The 17,341-nt window shown below is 64.1% G+C and carries 13 protein-coding genes; 8 read left to right on the forward strand and 5 right to left on the reverse strand.

Annotation, left to right across the window (positions count from 1 at the left end; translation table 11 throughout):
• The first annotated feature begins 43 nt into the window (after positions 1–43).
• Entirely contained in the window at positions 44–493 is a 450-nt protein-coding gene (locus HU719_RS14085; RefSeq protein ID WP_186518386.1) for a response regulator, read from the forward strand.
• An 85-nt stretch (positions 494–578) separates the two neighbouring features.
• On the opposite strand, the gene HU719_RS14090 is transcribed toward HU719_RS14085, so the two are convergent.
• A complete protein-coding gene (locus tag HU719_RS14090; protein ID WP_186535160.1) occupies positions 579–2,756 on the reverse strand; it encodes a malate synthase G in 2,178 nt (725 codons plus the stop codon).
• 433 nt (positions 2,757–3,189) lie between these two features.
• Between HU719_RS14090 and HU719_RS14095 the strand changes: the two genes are divergently transcribed.
• The gene (locus tag HU719_RS14095; protein WP_186535159.1) at positions 3,190–3,708 is read left to right on the forward strand and encodes a glycine cleavage system transcriptional repressor; all 519 of its coding nucleotides are present in this window, start codon (positions 3,190–3,192) and stop codon (positions 3,706–3,708) included.
• A gap of 224 nt (positions 3,709–3,932) precedes the next feature.
• Here the strand turns inward: HU719_RS14095 and rarD are convergent, their stop codons facing one another.
• On the reverse strand, positions 3,933–4,817 hold the full coding sequence (gene rarD, locus HU719_RS14100) for an EamA family transporter RarD (RefSeq protein ID WP_186535158.1): 885 nt from the start codon (positions 4,815–4,817) through the stop codon (positions 3,933–3,935).
• A gap of 63 nt (positions 4,818–4,880) precedes the next feature.
• Positions 4,881–5,855 carry a serine/threonine protein kinase gene (locus HU719_RS14105; protein ID WP_186535157.1) on the reverse strand — a complete coding sequence of 325 codons (975 nt, stop codon included), beginning with the start codon at positions 5,853–5,855 and terminating at the stop codon, positions 4,881–4,883.
• Positions 5,856–6,107: 252 nt separating this feature from the next.
• Here HU719_RS14105 and HU719_RS14110 point away from each other — a divergent pair, with 252 nt between their 5' ends.
• Positions 6,108–10,205 (forward strand): DUF1592 domain-containing protein, encoded by a 4,098-nt coding sequence (locus HU719_RS14110; protein WP_186535154.1) that lies wholly within the window; start codon positions 6,108–6,110, stop codon positions 10,203–10,205.
• Position 10,206: 1 nt separating this feature from the next.
• Positions 10,207–11,553: a DUF1552 domain-containing protein gene (locus HU719_RS14115; RefSeq protein ID WP_186535153.1), complete on the forward strand. Its 1,347-nt coding sequence runs from the start codon at positions 10,207–10,209 to the stop codon at positions 11,551–11,553.
• Positions 11,554–11,916: 363 nt separating this feature from the next.
• Here the strand turns inward: HU719_RS14115 and HU719_RS14120 are convergent, their stop codons facing one another.
• Both HU719_RS14120 and HU719_RS14125 read right to left on the reverse strand, forming a co-directional pair.
• Complete coding sequence (locus tag HU719_RS14120; RefSeq protein ID WP_186535152.1) at positions 11,917–12,681, reverse strand: TOBE domain-containing protein; 765 nt, start codon at positions 12,679–12,681, stop codon at positions 11,917–11,919.
• A 57-nt stretch (positions 12,682–12,738) separates the two neighbouring features.
• The gene (locus HU719_RS14125; RefSeq protein WP_186535151.1) at positions 12,739–13,476 is read right to left on the reverse strand and encodes a ComFC family protein; all 738 of its coding nucleotides are present in this window, start codon (positions 13,474–13,476) and stop codon (positions 12,739–12,741) included.
• A gap of 90 nt (positions 13,477–13,566) precedes the next feature.
• Between HU719_RS14125 and bioB the strand changes: the two genes are divergently transcribed.
• The 4 genes from bioB to bioC are packed head-to-tail and all read left to right on the forward strand — an operon-like array spanning position 13,567 to position 17,341.
• A complete protein-coding gene (gene bioB / locus HU719_RS14130) occupies positions 13,567–14,625 on the forward strand; it encodes a biotin synthase BioB (protein ID WP_186518357.1) in 1,059 nt (352 codons plus the stop codon).
• 2 nt (positions 14,626–14,627) lie between these two features.
• Complete coding sequence (bioF, locus tag HU719_RS14135; RefSeq protein WP_186535150.1) at positions 14,628–15,800, forward strand: 8-amino-7-oxononanoate synthase; 1,173 nt, start codon at positions 14,628–14,630, stop codon at positions 15,798–15,800.
• A complete protein-coding gene (locus tag HU719_RS14140) occupies positions 15,793–16,524 on the forward strand; it encodes an alpha/beta fold hydrolase (RefSeq protein WP_186535149.1) in 732 nt (243 codons plus the stop codon). Before bioF ends, HU719_RS14140 begins: the two co-directional genes overlap by 8 nt.
• Complete coding sequence (gene bioC / locus HU719_RS14145) at positions 16,517–17,341, forward strand: malonyl-ACP O-methyltransferase BioC (RefSeq protein WP_186535148.1); 825 nt, start codon at positions 16,517–16,519, stop codon at positions 17,339–17,341. Before HU719_RS14140 ends, bioC begins: the two co-directional genes overlap by 8 nt.

Here is a 17,341-nt window from a genome sequence, read left to right on the forward strand (position 1 = left end):
TGCGGTCCAACCGCGTGAGCGAGAGATTTATAACGAGAAGACCATGGTTGAACATGAAGATATTCTGACTGACGCCGAGCGTGCAGCGTTGGCCATGGTGACTGCGCCGGTGGCGGCACGGCCAGTGGTGTTGGTAGTAGACGACAACCCGGTCAACCGCCAGGCCTTGTGTTTGTACCTGAAAAGCCATCGGGTCGAGTGCATGGAGGCTGACGGAGCCGAGGAGGCGCTGTTCAAGCTGGATTGGGAGCCGCGTATCGCGCTGATCATCACCGATCTGCGCATGCGGCCGGTGGATGGCCATGGCCTGATCGACAAGGTTCGCCACACCGAGCGGGCAGCTCTTCCTATCATCGTGGTGTCGGGCGACACCGATGTGAAGGAGGCGGTGGACGTGATGCACCTAGGGGTGGTGGATTTTTTGCTGAAGCCGGTGGATCTGGGGAAGCTGCTGGAACTGGTGAAGCGGGAGCTGAGGCTGGAGCAAGGCTGAAAACGATCGCGGGGCAAGCCCGCTCCCACATGCATGAACACTGCTTTGTGGGAGCGGGCTTGCCCCGCGATGCGTTTACGGCAAATTACAACCCGTTGCGCGCCTTGAACTCGCGACGACGGCGGTGCAGCACCGGCTCGGTGTAGCCGTTTGGCTGCTTGGCACCTTCAAGTACCAACTCCACTGCCGCCTGGAACGCGATGTTGTCATCGAAATTCGGCGCCATGGCGCGGTACTGCGCGTCACCTGCGTTCTGCTTGTCGACCACTGCAGCCATGCGCTTGAGGCTTTCGAGCACCTGCTCCTGGCTGACCACGCCATGGCGCAGCCAGTTGGCCAGCAACTGGGCCGAAATACGCAGCGTGGCGCGGTCTTCCATCAGGCCGACATCGTTGATGTCCGGCACCTTCGAGCAACCCACGCCGTGATCGATCCAGCGCACCACATAGCCCAGGATGCCCTGGGCGTTGTTGTCCAGTTCGTTGCGGATCTCCTCCGCCGACCAGTTGGTGTTGGCCGCCAGCGGGATGGCCAGGATATCGTCGACCGAGGCCGGCGTACGCGAGGCCAGCTCGCGCTGACGGGCCTGCACGTCGACCTTGTGGTAGTGCAGGGCATGCAGGGTGGCGGCAGTCGGTGACGGCACCCAGGCGGTGTTGGCACCGGCCAGCGGGTGGGCGATTTTCTGCTCCAGCATCGCTGCCATCAGGTCAGGCATGGCCCACATGCCTTTGCCGATCTGCGCGCGGCCTTGCAGGCCGGTGGCCAGGCCCACGTCGACGTTGTTGTTTTCGTAGGCGCCGATCCACTTCTCGTTCTTCATGGCGCCTTTGCGCACTACGGCGCCGGCCTCCATCGAGGTGTGGATTTCATCGCCAGTGCGGTCGAGGAAACCGGTGTTGATGAACGCCACGCGCTCGGCAGCCGCCTTGATACAGGCCTTGAGGTTGACCGTGGTGCGGCGCTCCTCGTCCATGATGCCGACCTTGACGGTGTTGCGCGGCATGCCCAGCAGGTCTTCGACACGGCTGAAGATTTCGGCGGCGAAGGCCACTTCTTCAGGGCCATGCATCTTCGGCTTGACGATGTACACGCTGCCGCTGCGGGTGTTCTTGCGGCTGGTGTTGCCGTTGAGGTTGTGCAGGGCGACCAGGTTGGTGAACAGGCCGTCCTGGATACCTTCGGGGATTTCGTTGCCCTGGGCGTCAAGGATGGCCGGGTTGGTCATCAGGTGGCCGACGTTGCGCACGAACAGCAGCGAACGGCCGTGCAGGGTCACGCTGCCGCCGTCAGGGGCGCTGTACTCGCGGTCCGGGTTCATGGTGCGGGTAAAGGTCTTGCCGCCTTTGCTGACGCTTTCGGCCAGGTCGCCTTTCATCAGGCCCAGCCAGTTGCGATAGACGATTACCTTGTCGTCGGCATCCACGGCGGCGACCGAGTCTTCGCAGTCCATGATGGTGGTCAGTGCCGATTCCATCAGGATGTCTTTCACCCCGGCAGCGTCGGTGCTGCCCACAGGCGTCGAGGCATCGACCTGGATTTCGAAGTGCAGGCCGTTGTGCTTGAGCAGCACGCCAGTGGGCGCTGCGGCATCGCCAACGAAGCCGATCAGTTGGGCGTCGTCGCGCAGGCCGCTGTTGCTGCCGCCTTTGAGAGCAACCACCAGCTTGCCAGCCTCGATGCGGTAGCCAGTGGAATCTACATGCGAGCCGGCAGCCAGGGGCGCGGCTTCATCGAGGAAGGCGCGGGCAAAGGCGATGACTTTGTCGCCACGCACCTTGTTGTAGCCTGGGCCTTTTTCGGCGCCGCCTTCCTCGCTGATGGCATCGGTGCCATACAGCGCGTCGTACAGCGAGCCCCAGCGGGCGTTGGCGGCGTTGAGGGCGAAGCGTGCGTTCATCACCGGCACGACCAACTGCGGGCCGGCCATCTGGGCGATTTCTTCATCGACGTTTTGCGTGCTGGCCTGGAAATCGTCGACTTGCGGCAGCAGGTAGCCGATTTCTTGCAGGAATGCCTTGTAGGCGGCGGCGTCATGGGCCTGGCCTTGGCGGGCCTGGTGCCAGGCGTCGATCTGCGCTTGCAGCTGGTCGCGCTTGGCGAGCAGGGCGTGGTTCTTGGGAGCGAGGTCATTGATGATCTTCTCTGCCCCTGCCCAGAATGCATCGGCCTTGATGCCGGTACCTGGGATCGCTTCGTCGTTGACGAAGTCGTACAGGGCCTTGGCGACCTGAAGGCCACCGACTTGAACGTATCCAGTCATTGCTTGCCTCACCTCTGCTCAGCTATTTCGCTTCGCTCTTCTGTATTAAGCCTGTGGCGCTTCACTAAACACGGCACCAGTGCGTGCCCACGCAGGGTGGGCGGCTGGGTGCAGCGCGCCAGACGGGCTGGCGGCGAGTCTTGTTTTTGCACAGGCGCCTTGGCAGACATCCTGACGACGTTTTGTAGTCTGCGCCGACGCATACTACATGAAGCAGCAGGCGCGGGAATATCAGACTAAAAGCGTCGCCGCGCGACCAAACGGTCGCATGGGGTCACGCTGGGAAACGGTATGTTCGCAAAAAACCTGTGGATTGTTCCAGATAAATCTTGAAACGGTACACGATAGATTGCGCGACTGCCCCTGCGGCAGGTTGCCACGCCTTGCCTATACTCATGTGATTCGCGTGTTGCGGCATCACAAGGAGCCCGCTGTGGATCATCTCGTACTGACCGTGATCGCCCCCGACCAGGCCGGGCAGGTCGAACGTATCGCGCAATGCATTGCCGAGCATGACGGCAACTGGCTTGAAAGCCGTATGTCGCGCCTGGCCGGCCAGTTCGCCGGCATCTTGCGTGTGGCGGTGCCGGCGGAGCAGTACGGTGACCTGGTGGTGTCGCTGCAAAATCTCGTCGCCTTCGGCATCCGCGTGCTGATTGCCGAAGGCGGCAGCGAGCCTGCCAGTACCTGGCAGCCGATTGCCATGGAACTGGTGGGCAACGACCGGCCAGGCATCGTCCGTGATATCACCCGCTTGCTGGCGGGGCAAGGGGTCAACCTTGAACGCTTCACCACCGAGGTGCGCCCGGCACCGATGAGCAGCGAGCCGCTGTTCCATGCCGAGGCATTGCTGGCGGTGCCGTCGGAGTTGTCGCTGGAGGTTTTGCAGCAGAGCCTTGAGAGCCTGGCCGATGACCTGATGGTGGAACTGCACCTGCGCCCCGAGGGTTGAGCGCCTTCTCAGGTTATCCCGGTTTAACGGGGATGCCCCTGTGGATAACCTGGGGGTGTACCGCGCCAGCCCAGCGCTGGCAAGGCCCGGCGGCTATTGAGCAAAAAACGCTCAGTCAGCGGCGGCTTGTGCACAAACGCCGGGGATGGGGGTGTGGATAACCTCTGGAGACATCGCTACAGGCCACGCACAACAAGGCCTGTAGCGTATTGATCAATAAGTGATCAGGTGCGCTTGCGCAGCGACATCCAGGCATCGACGCTGTACAGCGCCAGGCCCGCCCAGATACAGGCGAACGCCAGCACGTTGCTCGACGTCAGGTGCTCGTCGAACAGCAGCACCGCCTGCAGCAATACCAAGGTGGGCGCCAGGTATTGCAAGAAGCCCAGCGTGGTGTAGGGCAGGTGCCGGGCGGCGGCGTTGAAGCACACCAGCGGTACCAGCGTCACGGGGCCGGCGGCGATCAGCCAGAGCGCTTCGCTGCTGCTGAAAAACGCCAGGTTGGCGCTGTTGGCGGCGGGGTGCAGCAGCAACCAGCCGATGGCCAGCGGCACCAGCATCCAGGTTTCCACCACCAGCCCCGGCAGCGCCGCGACCGGCGCCTGTTTGCGGATCAGCCCATAGAAGCCGAACGTCAGCGCCAGTGCCAGCGACACCCACGGCAGGCTGCCCACTTGCCACACCTGCTGCGCCACGCCCAGCGCCGCCAGCGCCACCGCCAGCCATTGCAGGCGGCGCAGGCGCTCGCCCAGCAGCATGCCGAGCAGCACGTTGATCAACGGGTTGATGTAGTAGCCCAGGCTGGCTTCGAGCATGCGCCCGTTGTTCACCGCCCATACGTAGGTCAGCCAGTTGCCGGCGATCAGCGTGCCACTGAGGGCCAGGATGGCTAGGCGCCGCGGGTTGTCGCGCAGCTCGCGCCACCAGCCTGGGTGCTTCCACATAAGTAGCAGCAATGAGCCGAACAGCGCCGACCAGAGCACCCGGTGGACGATGATTTCCACCGCGGGGACGCTCTGGATGGCTTTGAAGTAGAGGGGGAACAGGCCCCAGATGATGTAGGCGCCGAGGCCCAGAATGTACCCGCGGCGCGGGTTGGCGGCGTGCATGGAGAATCCTTGCTTGGGAAGCGAACGAAGCGGCCCCCATTGTAGACACTGCTTGCAACACTTTTAGAACAATTTCAGCGGCTGTTCATCCAGTGCAGAAATCTGTTCACGCAGGGCGAGGATCTGATCGCCCCAATACCGCGGCTGGCCAAACCAGGGGAAGCTCGGCGGGAACGCTGGGTCATCCCAGCGCCGCGCCAGCCAGGCGCTGTAGTGTAACTGGCGCAGTGCGCGCAGCGGCTCGATCAGGGCCAGTTCGCGCGGGTCGAAATCGTGGAATTCGTTATAGCCGTCGATCAGTTCGGCCAGTTGGCCAAGGCGTTCCTCGCGGCTGCCGGCCAGCATCATCCACAGGTCTTGCACGGCGGGGCCGGTGCGGCAGTCGTCGAGGTCGACCATGTGGTAGGCGTCGTCGCGGTGCATCAGGTTGCCGGGGTGCAGGTCGCCATGCAGGCGGATCACCTGATGCGGGGAGCGGGCATAGATGGCCTCGACCCGCTTGAGCAGGTCGCGGGCCACCGACTCGAATGCCGGCAGCAACTCGCGCGGCACGAAGCCGCCGTCCAGCAGCGTCTGCAGCGAGGCATGGCCGAAGTTATCCACAGTCAGGGCTTCGCGGTGCTCGAACGGGCGGGTTGCGCCCACCGCGTGCAGGCGCCCGAGCAGTTGGCCCAGGCGATACAACTGGTCGAGGTTGCCAGGCTCCGGCGCATGGCCGCCACGGCGCGGGAACAGCGCAAAACGAAAGCCTGCGTGCTCGAACAGCGAACGGCCTTGGTGCTGCATTGGCGCAACCACCGGCACTTCGCAATCGGCCAGTTCTGCACTGAAAGCGTGTTCTTCGAGAATGGCCGCATCGCTCCAGCGGCCGGGGCGATAGAACTTGGCGATCAGCGGCTGGCCATCTTCGATACCCACCTGGTACACGCGGTTTTCGTAGCTGTTGAGCGCCAGCACCCGGGCATCGCTTAAAAAGCCAAGGCTTTCGACGGCGTCCAGCACAAGGTCGGGGGTGAGGGTGGAGAACGGGTGGGACATGGAGGCTCCGGGGCGCTTGGGCGGTGAAGCCCGCCGTACAAGGCCGTTAGCGTCCCGCAATCGGTGGCAGGGTGCAAGGTCTGCCGGCTACCTGACATTTTTGCCAGTACCGGCCACAGCGATTCAGGCATAGCGTACGAGGCAATCGCTCGCGCATATCGGCAGTGGCGTTCGAACGGTCAAGTGGCTCGCAGAAGTTTGCATCGAGCCTGACCCCACCGGGTTTCGGTGGGCCAGACAGGGAGAAACCCCATGCGCCGTCTCGTTGCGTGTTGCCTGGCAGTGCTGTTGATTGCCGGATTGGCAGTGGCTTATGAGTTGTCTACCGCCAGCGTCAAGGCCGGCCTCCCGGCAGCCATCCGCGCGGCTACGCCTGAGCAGTGCCAGGCGCCTGCCTATGCGCTGAACCAGTCTTACCAGGCCGGCTCACTGGTCACCAACGTCGGTCATGCCTACGCTTGCAAGCCCGGCCCGGGCCAGGCCTGGTGCAACCTTGCGGAGTATGAACCGGGCAAACCCTTCAACGGGGCTGAATTCTGGAAGGAAGCCTGGGATGACCTTGGCGAGTGCGGCGCAACGCCACAGACCAATACCTTGGAGCTGTCGTTCAGTACGGTGAGCGGCAAAGTGCCGTTTACTACCGCTAGCCGGGGCGTCGGCCCTCAGGCGCGGCGCGACCTTGAGGTCAGCGGCGTACTGCGGTGCAACGCGCAGGCCATCCCGTTCTCCGGCCGGTCCGACCAAGTGCTCACGCTCACCGACCTGGCACCCTGCAAATACGCGGTGATCATGGATGCTGCGCAAGGCTACTTGCCGCTCACCACGCCGACCGTGGTCGAGTTCATGCACGGCCAATCGCAGAAGCTGAGCCTTGAGGTCAAGTACCGCCAGCCTTTGGACTTGACTCAACTGCTGACTTTACCTGGGGTGAAGGTCGAGCTGTTTGCTACCGGGTTGTCCCAGCCTCGGCAGATGGTCATGGGCAACAACGTGCTCTACGTCGGCTCCAGTGCTATCCCCAATTATTCCTATAATGCCCGTATCGCAAGTTTCATTTATGCGATCCCGCTTGACCAGGCTGGACGGCCCACCGGCATCCATCTGATCACCTCTGGGGAAGAAGAGCCGCACGGCGTAGCCTATCGCGATGGGGACCTGTATTACTCGACCACCGGCAAGTTGTACCGGGTTGCGAATGTCGATCAAACCTACCGTGACCCGCGCCCCGAGGTCGTCCTGGACTTCCCGCCTGATCAGGACCAGTTTCGGCTGCCAAACGGCTCGCATAGGGTCTGGCACCAGAAGCATCCGCTGAGCTTCAACCCGTTCGATGCGGCAGATCAGGCGCTTTACACCGCCGTGGGCATCCCCTGCAATCACTGCATGGTTACCAAGGACGAGCGCTATGGCACTGTACTGAGCTACGACCTGAAAACGCGTGAATCACGCATCCTGGCCAAAGGGGTACGCAATGCGGTTGGCCTGGCGTGGGCCAGCAATGGCGACCTGTGGTTCAGTGACAACAACCGCCAGGGCTTTCTCAACAGTGATGAAGTGAACCGGATCGCCAAAGGCGCCACCGGCAAGCAAATGCACTTCGGGGTACCCTACCTTTATGGCCGTGACACCCTGGGCTTTACCCAGGAGGAGTACACCCAGCCCGGGAACATCGCTCCGCCATTGTTGCCAGGCGCGATCGTCTCGGATCTGCCACTGAACCAGATCAAACCAGAGAACTACCAGGCGCCGGCCTATGAGCTGGGCAGCAATACCGCGCCGCTTGGCATCGCGTTCTGGAAAGGTTTCCACAACGAACCCGGTGATCTCGCCCGCCTGTTGGTAGCTGTGCACGGGACCGGCACGCAAGCATCGCCGGGCATGGAGTTGCGCATGCTGACTATCGAGGACGGCGTTCGGGTAGTCAGCCAGATACCGTTGGCGACCGGCTGGAGCGGCGGGCCGGGCGACTTCAACGTGTATTGCCTGGATGGCTCTTGCCTGGGTCGGCCTGCCGGCATACTTGAGCTGGCTGACAACTCGATACTGGTCTCCGATGACGTGGCGGGGGTGATCTACAGGTTCACCTTCGACCCAGTGAATATCGACAAGACCACCTTGAGGTTGCAACCCACCGCGGCGCCAGTGCCAGAATTGGCCCCGACCATGTTCAGCGGCACGCTCACTGATAGCCAGGGGCGTACCCGCCGTTTCGATGTCGCATGGGGGCAGACACCACTGATTATTCGGGCGTTGGATGAAGGCACCTACACCGTCGCGCTGGATAACATTGGAGACTTTATCCCCAAGGTGCGCCAGCAGCAGGTAACGCTGAGTGCGTCGACGAATGATCAGACGGTCGAGCTGGGCTACATGGAACGGCCTCCTATCGAGCCGGTGAAGGCGACGCTGGTTGCTCCGCAAAAACCCGCATTTGCCGGCGGCGCGCCTGAGTACTGGGAGGTCACTCACCTGTCGGAGGGTAAAACCTCGCAGGTCAAGGTGCCTTGGGGCGGTAGCCAGATGATCTTGCTGGGAGCCGGCGAGCACGTATTCAACTACCCCTACTATCCGGGCGAGCTGCCGGAACCGACCCAGCGTAAGGTCAGCGTCGATGAACTGAGCAACGAGCCAATCACATTGCAGATGAGTTACCGGCATACGCCGGCACTCGGCCAAGAGGTGGTTGCTACCACCTGCGCGGCTTGCCACACCGTGCAGTATTTCCAGGATGCCAACCGGGCCATCAACTGGAGCCTGGCAGGCAAGGAAGCGTTGGTGCAGCAAATACTCGGCATGACGGTGCGTGGCCAGTGCGACAGCTCATGTTCAAGCCAGATCGCCGACTACTTCTACAACGACCTGTGGGCTGGCTACCTTGACCCCAAGCAGGCCTATGGCAAGCGCCAACTGCGCCTGCTGACCCGCGACGAGTACGCCAATAGCGTGCGCGACCTGTTCAGCGTTGCGGTCAAGCAGGACGCGCTGCCGGCCGACAAATCCAAGGGCCATTTCAAGTACCCCGGCGACGCCGATGCTGGCGTAATCCAGGCCGAGGACCTCAAAGCCCTGTACGACGTGGCTTGGCAAGTGGCTGAAGAGGTCGATACAGCCTGGCTCGATGCCCAGCCGACGGCGCAACTGGGGCGCCGGGTCTTCCGCCGCGCGCTCACCGCCAGCGAAGTGCAGCGTTACGATGCGCTGAGGACAAAGGACGGGGCCAATGCGCTGGTAGCAGCATTGCTATTGTCGCCCAACTTCCTTTACCGCTCCGAGCTCGGTGAAGCGCCGGCCGAGGGCGACATCTATCAGCTCAGCGCCAGTGAGCGCGCCACGGCGCTGTCGTACAGCCTGCTAGGCACCACGCCAAGTGAAGAGCTGTTGCTGCAGGCCGAGCAGGGCCAACTGCAGACACCCGAGCAGATCGGCGCTGCTGCCCAACGCATGCTGCTCAGCGAGCAGGGCCAGGCGCAGTTCAACCGCTTCATCAGCTACTACCTCAAGACCTATCGCGGCGCCCAGGAAAAGCCAGGCCTGACACCAGCGGTTATCGACAGTATGGTGCAGGAGCAGGCGCAACTGGTGGGCCAGGTGCTGCGCGACGGCGGCTCGTTCAATGCCTTGTTCAACCCCGGCTACACCTTCCTCGACCAGCGTCTGGCCCAGCATTACGCCATTGCTGGCGTGAGTGGTGACAGCATGCGCAAGGTCAGCGTCGACCCGCGCCGCGGTGGGCTGCTGCACTTGGGGATGACCCAGGCGGTCAACTCCGATTACCAAGCCACGTCGCTGGTCAAGCGCGGCATCATGATCCGCGAGCAGTTGCTGTGCCGCGAGTTTGGCGCGCCGGTGGAAGCCGACCCGAACGAGCCTGCGTACCCGCCAAGGGCCATCACCACCCGCGAGCGCTGGGACCTGGTGAACGGCCAGAACGCCTCCGAAGGGCGCTGCTGGCAGTGCCACCAGTACATGAACGACACCGGGTCGAGCATGGAGAACTACGACGCCTCTGGCCGTTATCGCGAGGTCGAGCAGGCGTACAACCACGCGCAGTACCCGGTCAACATGCCGATCAACGCGGCCGGGCCGTTCATCAGCAATACCGGGCTGGAAAACTGGGCACAGGTCAACAACCTGCGTGATGTTGCCGAGTTGTTGCCCGGCAATGCCACGGCGCAGACCTGCATGGCCGACAGCTACTTCCGCTTCATGTTCGGCAACAAGGTTTCGGCAGGCTCGGTGAGCACGCTCAAATCCGCCTCAGAGGCGCTCAATGCCAACGGCTCGCTGATCCAGATGATCCGCGACATGACGACATCTCCGGTGTTTCTCAACCGGCAAGAGGAGAACTGACATGGACCTGCTGAAAAGTCGTCGGCGCTTTTTGATGCAACTGGCAGCAGCGGGTGCGCTGGTGCCGCTCAGCGGTAGCGGGCTTGCGCAGTTTCTGCTGCAGCCCGAGCAAGCGGCGGCGCGCCTGAAAGTCGTATTTTTCATCATTCCTGACGGGCTTGCGGTGGATTCCTACAGCGACCCGGTACAACACAACGGCAACGGGTTGTGGTTTCCAAGGGCCCAGGGCGAAGACACCACCACCTTCGAACTTAACGAGGTCAGCCAGGAGCTTGCCGCGTACCGCAGCCAGTCGCTGTACTTGCAAGGCCTGATCCTGGCCACTGGCACTGGCGGCCATAACGGCTGGATGTACGCGCTGCGCGACAGCCAGGGCAGCATGAGTTCGATTGACCGGGTACTTGGCGATGCGTTGCCCGGCAACCAGCCGACCCACCGCAGCCTGTTTGCAGGCCCCCATGCCGGGGTGGACGGCACGCCGTGGTATGTGTCGTGGGAAGGCGGTGCCATTCGGACACCGCAGCAAAACCCGGTGCGGTTGTACGAGTCGGTGTTCGGCGGCGCAACACGTGCGTCGCGCCAGGGGCTGGTGCGCAATGCCCATGTGTTCGACCCGATCCGCGCCGATATTGCCGAGCTGCGCTCGCGGGTAGGCGGTGCCCAGCGCGAGAAGCTGGTGACCCACCTGGATGCCTTGGAGCAGGTTGCCCAGGATCTGGAGAGCGCAGTGCCCTCGGTGTGTGAGCCGCTGGCGCTGGACGACCACCCGATCAGCTCGGCGCAGTACCGCAACCAGGTCCAGGCCAGCCACCACAAGGTGGTCGCGGCGGCGCTGGGCTGTGGGGTAACGCGGGTGGCCACGGTTCAGGTCGGGCGCTCGGCGGAGTCGCTGAACATTCTTGATGTCAGCGCGGCGACCAACCCCCATGACTGTGCGCATCGCTATGCCGGAGAGGAGGTCTGGAAGGGCTCGCGGCAGTGGTACGTGCGCCAGGCCAAGCTGTTCATGGACGAGCTGGCGCGTTATGACGACCCTGATGTACCGGGCGACAAGTTGCTGCAGCACACCCTGGTGGTACTGACCAGCGAGATGGCCGACGGCGCGCCTGAGCATATGCTCAATATGCCGCTGTTGCTGATGGGCGGCGCCAGCGGCCTGCTACGCAATGGCTCCGGCAATGGGCGCTATCTCAACATCAGAAGCCAGGGCGACCGCTCGCACTGGACCGGTGGCAAGTATGTCGACATGCAGCGGATCTGGTCGACCATCGCCAAGGCGGCCGGCACCTCGGTGCCTTACGGCGGCGATATTTCGCCGGTCACCGGTATCTTCAACAATGTCACTTGACTGCCGCACGTTGCTGTCGAGGTGTTGCGCCCCCTAGGCCATGCGCGGGGGAGATTCCATGGTTTTGTGCAAGCCTGTTCTCGCCAGACACATCTCCTTGTGGCGAGCGGGCTTGCCCCGCGTTGGGCTGCGCAGCAGCCCCTGAAAGCCCAAGGGTAAACCTCAGGACTGCTACGCAGCCCAACGCGGGACAAGCCCGCTCACCACAACTCTCTATCATTTCCCACGGGATTGGGTCCAACCAGCAATGTGCTGTTGAGCGCGGCCGTGGGAGCGGGCTTGCCCCGCGATGCGACGCGCAAGTGGCGCCCGATCTCATGGGCGCTGACGACTTTTCGGCGATCACCGTGAAAGGAATGCGACCTACGCCGGCACCCCCAGTAGCACGAACGACGGCAAAAAATGCACGCGCACCTGGCTTGCTGTATTCACGCCATGCTGCGCCAGCCAGTCCGCATCGGCGAACGCGCACAAGGTCTGGCCATTGCCCAGGCTCAGGCGCACCTCGTGCGGCCCCTCGGCGCTGGGCAGTACCTCGCTGACGGTCGCCGCCAGGCAATTGCTGCCCACAGGCGGGGTATCGCTGGGCGCCAGCAGGTGCACCCAGCCAGCCTTGAGCAAGGCCGCCACCGTGCTGCCAACGCTCAGGCCCAGGCGCTCGGTGCTGTCGGGGGTGATCAAGGCATCGATCTGCAACCCGCCACCAAGGGCCAGGCTGACCCGGTCGTGACGGCCTTCGCGGTGCACGCCATTGACCTCGCCCTGCAACTGGTTGCGTGCGCTGGTGCGCAGCATCAGGCGGCCAAGCAGGTCGAGGTCGCTGCTGTGCTCGGCGGCTTCAAGCAACTCGGCCTGCAAGGCTTGCAGGCGCTGGTACAGGCGCAGCACCCGTTCACCTTCGGCGGACAGCCGCGCCCCGCCGCCGCCTCGCCCGCCAGTGCTGCGCTCGACCAGCGGTTGCGTGGCCAGGTTGTTGAGCTCGTCGATGGCATCCCAGGCGGCCTTGTAGCTGATGCCGGCAGCCTTGGCTGCGCGGGTGATCGAGCCTTGTTCGGCAACATGCTGCAGCAGGGCGATGCGCTGCGGGCGGCGGGCGATGTGCTGGGTGAGCGGGGCGGGCAGGGACATGGCGCGGGTATCAGGGCTGTGAACGTGGCCCGACGTTGCCGCCACAGTGCGGCCAAGTCAAGCCTGGCCAAGGCGGGGCGTGCGCGCCAGGCAATACACATCCACACGCCGCGCACCGTGCTTGCGCAGCAGGGCGGCGATGGCCTGGGCGGTGGCACCGGTAGTCAGCACATCATCGACCACGGCCAGGTGCAGGCCCTGGACGTCTGCCGAGCGGCTAAGCGCGAACGCCTGGTGCAAGTTGCGCAAACGCGCCCCGGCGCCCAGTGCCTGCTGCGCCTGGGTATCGCGCGTGCGCAGCAGCAGCTGCTCGTTGCAAGGCAACTGCAGGTGGCTAGCCAGCCAGCGCGCCAGCATGCCGGCCTGGTTGAAGCCGCGCTGGCGCAGTCGACCTTTGGCCAGCGGCACTGGCAACAGCAGGTGAGGGCGCGCCAGGCCCTCGTGGTAGCGATGTTCCAACGCCTGGCCAAGCAGGGTTGCCAGCAGCCGCCCCAGGGGCCATTGGCTGTTGTGCTTGAAGCGGCTGACCAGCGCATCGATGGGGAAGCCGTAATGCCATGGTGCAATCACCCGCCGAAACGCCGGAGAGCGCCGCTTGCAGCGTGGGCAGGTGAGGCCGTCCAGTGGCATGGGTACCGCGCAGCGCCGGCATTGTTCGTCGAGCCAGGGCAGTTCATGTTCACAGGCCAGGCACAGTGGCCATGGCTGGCCTGCTGGTGCGTCGCACAATAAACACGTTTGGTTGTTATTTAGCCACTTGTAAACCAGTGATCTAAGGCTTGGTTGACAGGTCATGGGCCTTCCGTAAATATGCGAGCTATCCGTGATGCGCACGAGGGTGATGGCTGCCCCGGCGTCAGTCAGACCCTAGATAAGGAAACGCCGATGAGCGCCAGCACAATTGCAACAACACGTCACGACTGGTCCCTGGCCGAGGTCAAGGCGCTGTTCCAGCAGCCGTTCAATGACCTGTTGTTCCAGGCGCAGACCGTGCATCGCGCGCATTTCGACCCCAACCGCGTGCAGGTGTCGACGCTGCTGTCGATCAAGACCGGCGCTTGCCCCGAGGATTGCAAATATTGTCCGCAGTCCGGCCACTACAACACCGGGCTTGAAAAACAGAAGCTGATGGAAGTGCAGAAAGTGCTGGAAGAGGCCGCCCGCGCCAAAGCCATCGGCTCGACCCGCTTCTGCATGGGCGCGGCCTGGAAGCACCCGTCCGCCAAGGACATGCCCTACGTGCTGCAGATGGTCAAAGGGGTCAAGGCCTTGGGCCTGGAAACCTGCATGACCCTGGGCAAGCTCGATCAGGAGCAGACCGCAGCGCTGGCCCAGGCCGGCCTGGACTACTACAACCACAACCTCGACACCTCGCCGGAGTTCTACGGCAGCATCATCACCACCCGCACCTACGGCGAGCGCCTGCAAACCCTGGCCTATGTGCGCGATGCCGGCATGAAAATCTGCTCGGGCGGCATCCTGGGCATGGGCGAGTCGCTGGACGACCGCGCCGGGCTGCTGATCCAGTTGGCCAACCTGCCCGAGCACCCCGAGTCGGTGCCGATCAACATGCTGGTCAAAGTGGCGGGCACCCCGCTTGCCGAAGAAGAAGACGTCGACCCGTTCGATTTCATCCGCATGCTGGCGGTGGCCCGCATCCTGATGCCTAAGTCCCATGTGCGCCTGTCTGCAGGCCGCGAGCAGATGAACGAACAGATGCAGGCCCTGGCCTTCATGGCGGGCGCCAACTCGATCTTCTACGGCGAGAAACTGCTGACCACCGCCAACCCGCAGGCCGACAAGGACATGCAGTTGTTCGCCCGTCTGGGCATCCAGCCTGAGGCCCGTGAAGAGCACGCCGATGAAGTGCACCAGGCGGCCATCGAGCAGGCGCTGGTCGAGCAACGCAGCAGCGAGCTGTTCTACGACGCAGCCTCGGCCTGAGCATGGCCTTCGACCTTGCCGCGCGGCTGGCCGAACGGCGCGCCGCCGACCTGTACCGCCAGCGGCCACTGCTGCAGAGCCCGCAAGGGCCGCAGGTGGTGGTCGATGGCAAGGCGCTGCTGGCCTTTTGCAGCAACGATTACCTGGGCCTGGCCAACCACCCCGAGGTGGTCAAGGCCTGGTGCGAGGGCGCTGAACGCTGGGGTGTCGGCGGCGGCGCCTCGCACCTGGTCGTCGGCCACAGCACGCCGCACCATCAGGTGGAAGAGGCGCTTGCCGAACTCACCGGGCGCCCGCGGGCGCTGCTGTTTTCCACCGGCTACATGGCCAATCTGGGCGCCATCACTGCGCTGGTGGGGCAGGGCGATACGGTGCTGCAAGACCGCCTCAACCACGCCTCCCTGCTCGATGGCGGGCTGCTCAGCGGCGCGCGCTTCAACCGCTATTTGCACAATGACCCGGCAAGCCTGGCCAGCCGTTTGAGCAAGGCCACCGGCAATACCCTGGTGGTCACTGACGGTGTGTTCAGCATGGACGGCGACTGCGCCGACCTGCCGGCGCTGGCAAAGGTGGCACGGGGCAGCGGCGCCTGGTTGATGGTCGACGACGCCCACGGGTTCGGCACGCTGGGCCGCAGCGGCGGCGGGCTGGTCGAGCAACATGGGCTTGGCGTTGATGACGTGCCGGTTCTGATCGGCACCCTGGGCAAGGCGTGCGGCACCAGCGGGGCATTCGTGGCCGGCAGTGAAGAACTGATCGAGGCGCTGGTGCAATTCGCCCGGCCCTACATCTACACCACCAGCCAGCCCCCGGCACTGGCCTGCGCCACGCTCAAGGCGTTGGCCCTGCTGCGCCATGAAACCTGGCGCCGCGAGCATCTGGCGGCGTTGATCCAGCAGTTCCGTGGCGGGGCGCAGCAGCTCGGCCTGACGCTGATGGACAGCCACACCGCCATCCAGCCGATTCTGGTGGGCGATGCCGCACGGGCCATGGCGCTGTCGCGAATGTTGCGCGAGCGTGGCCTGCTGGTGACCGCCATCCGCCCACCCACCGTGCCTGCGGGCAGTGCGCGCCTGCGGGTGACGTTGAGCGCCGCGCACAGTGAAGCGCAGGTGCAGCTATTGTTGAATGCATTGGCCGAGTGTTATTCACAGCTGGAGCCTGCCGATGCGTAACCGAATGATCCTTCTGCCAGGCTGGGGCCTGGGCACTGCCTCTCTGCAACCGCTGGCCGCCAGCCTGCGTGCCCAGGACCCGCGCTTGCAGGTCGAGCTGATGCCGCTGCCCGAACTTGCCGAGCCCGACCCCGAAGCCTGGGTCGACTATCTTCACCGCAAGCTGCCGACCGACGTGTGGCTCGGCGGCTGGTCGCTGGGCGGCATGCTCGCCAGCGCCCTGGCCCACAAGCGTGGCGACCACTGCTGCGGTTTGGTGACCCTGGCCAGCAACCCAAGCTTCGTCGCCCGTGGTGACTGGCCCCACGGGATGGCACCAGACACCTTCGGCACCTTCCTCGACGGTTGCCGCAGCCACACCCAAGTGACCCTCAAGCGTTTTCGCACCCTGTGCAGTGACGGTGCGCAGCAACCCCGCACCTTGTTGCGCCAGTTGGGGGTTGGGGTGCCCGACACCGACCCGCTGTACCTGGCCAATGGCCTGGAAGTGCTGCGCGCCCTGGACACCCGCGAGGCGCTGGAGCACTACGGCGGCCCGCAGCTGCACCTGTTCGCCGGCAGCGATGCCTTGGTGCCGGCCGAAGCCGCCAAGGCCCTCAGCAACCTGTTGCCGGACGTGGAAGTCGGCCTCGTCGAAGACAGTTCCCACGCCTTCCTGCTGGAATACCCCCAGGATTTGGCGGCGGGCATCAAGAGTTTCCTGCATGAGAGTGGCGATGACTGACCTTTCCCACCCCACACTGCCCGGCGCACTGCCGGACAAGCGCCAGGTGGCGGCTTCCTTTTCCCGCGCTGCGGCCAGTTACGACAGCGTTGCAGCCTTGCAGCGGGCGGTCGGCGTGGCCTTGCTTGACCAGCTCGAACACCCTGGCAGTGTGGGCCGCTGGCTGGACCTGGGCAGCGGCACAGGGTATTTCAGCCGCTTACTGGGCGAGCGTTTCGCCGGCGCCGAAGGCGTGGCGGTGGATATCGCCGAAGGCATGCTGCGCCATGCCCGCCAAGCCGGTGGTGCGCGCCATCATGTGGCCGGCGATGCCGAGCGCCTGCCGCTGCGTGACGGCTGTGTCGACCTGCTGTTCAGCAGCCTGGCCGTGCAATGGTGCGAGCGCTTTGCCAGTGTGCTCAGCGAAGCTCGGCGCGTGCTGCGCCCTGGCGGGGTGATGGCCTTCAGCAGCCTGTGCGTGGGCACCCTGGATGAGTTGCGTGCCAGTTGGCAGGCGGTCGATGGCTTGGTGCACGTCAACCGCTTTCGCCGTTTCGAGGAGTACCAGCGGCTGTGCGCTGGCAGTGGCCTGGAAGTAGTCGACCTTGAGCGTCGCCCGCATGTGCTGCATTACCCGGATGTGCGCAGCCTCACCCATGAACTCAAGGCGTTGGGCGCGCACAACCTCAACCCCGGCAGGCCGTCCGGGCTCACTGGGCGGGCGCGCATGCAGCAGTTGTTGCAGGCCTATGAACAATTCCGCCAGCCCCAGGGCCTGCCGGCCACTTATCAGGTGGTCTACGGCGTGTTGCGCAAACCCATGAGCGAAGGGCGCTGA

The sequence above is a fragment of the Pseudomonas farsensis genome (genome assembly GCF_014268805.2).
Classification (GTDB): Bacteria; Pseudomonadota; Gammaproteobacteria; order Pseudomonadales; family Pseudomonadaceae; genus Aquipseudomonas; species Aquipseudomonas farsensis.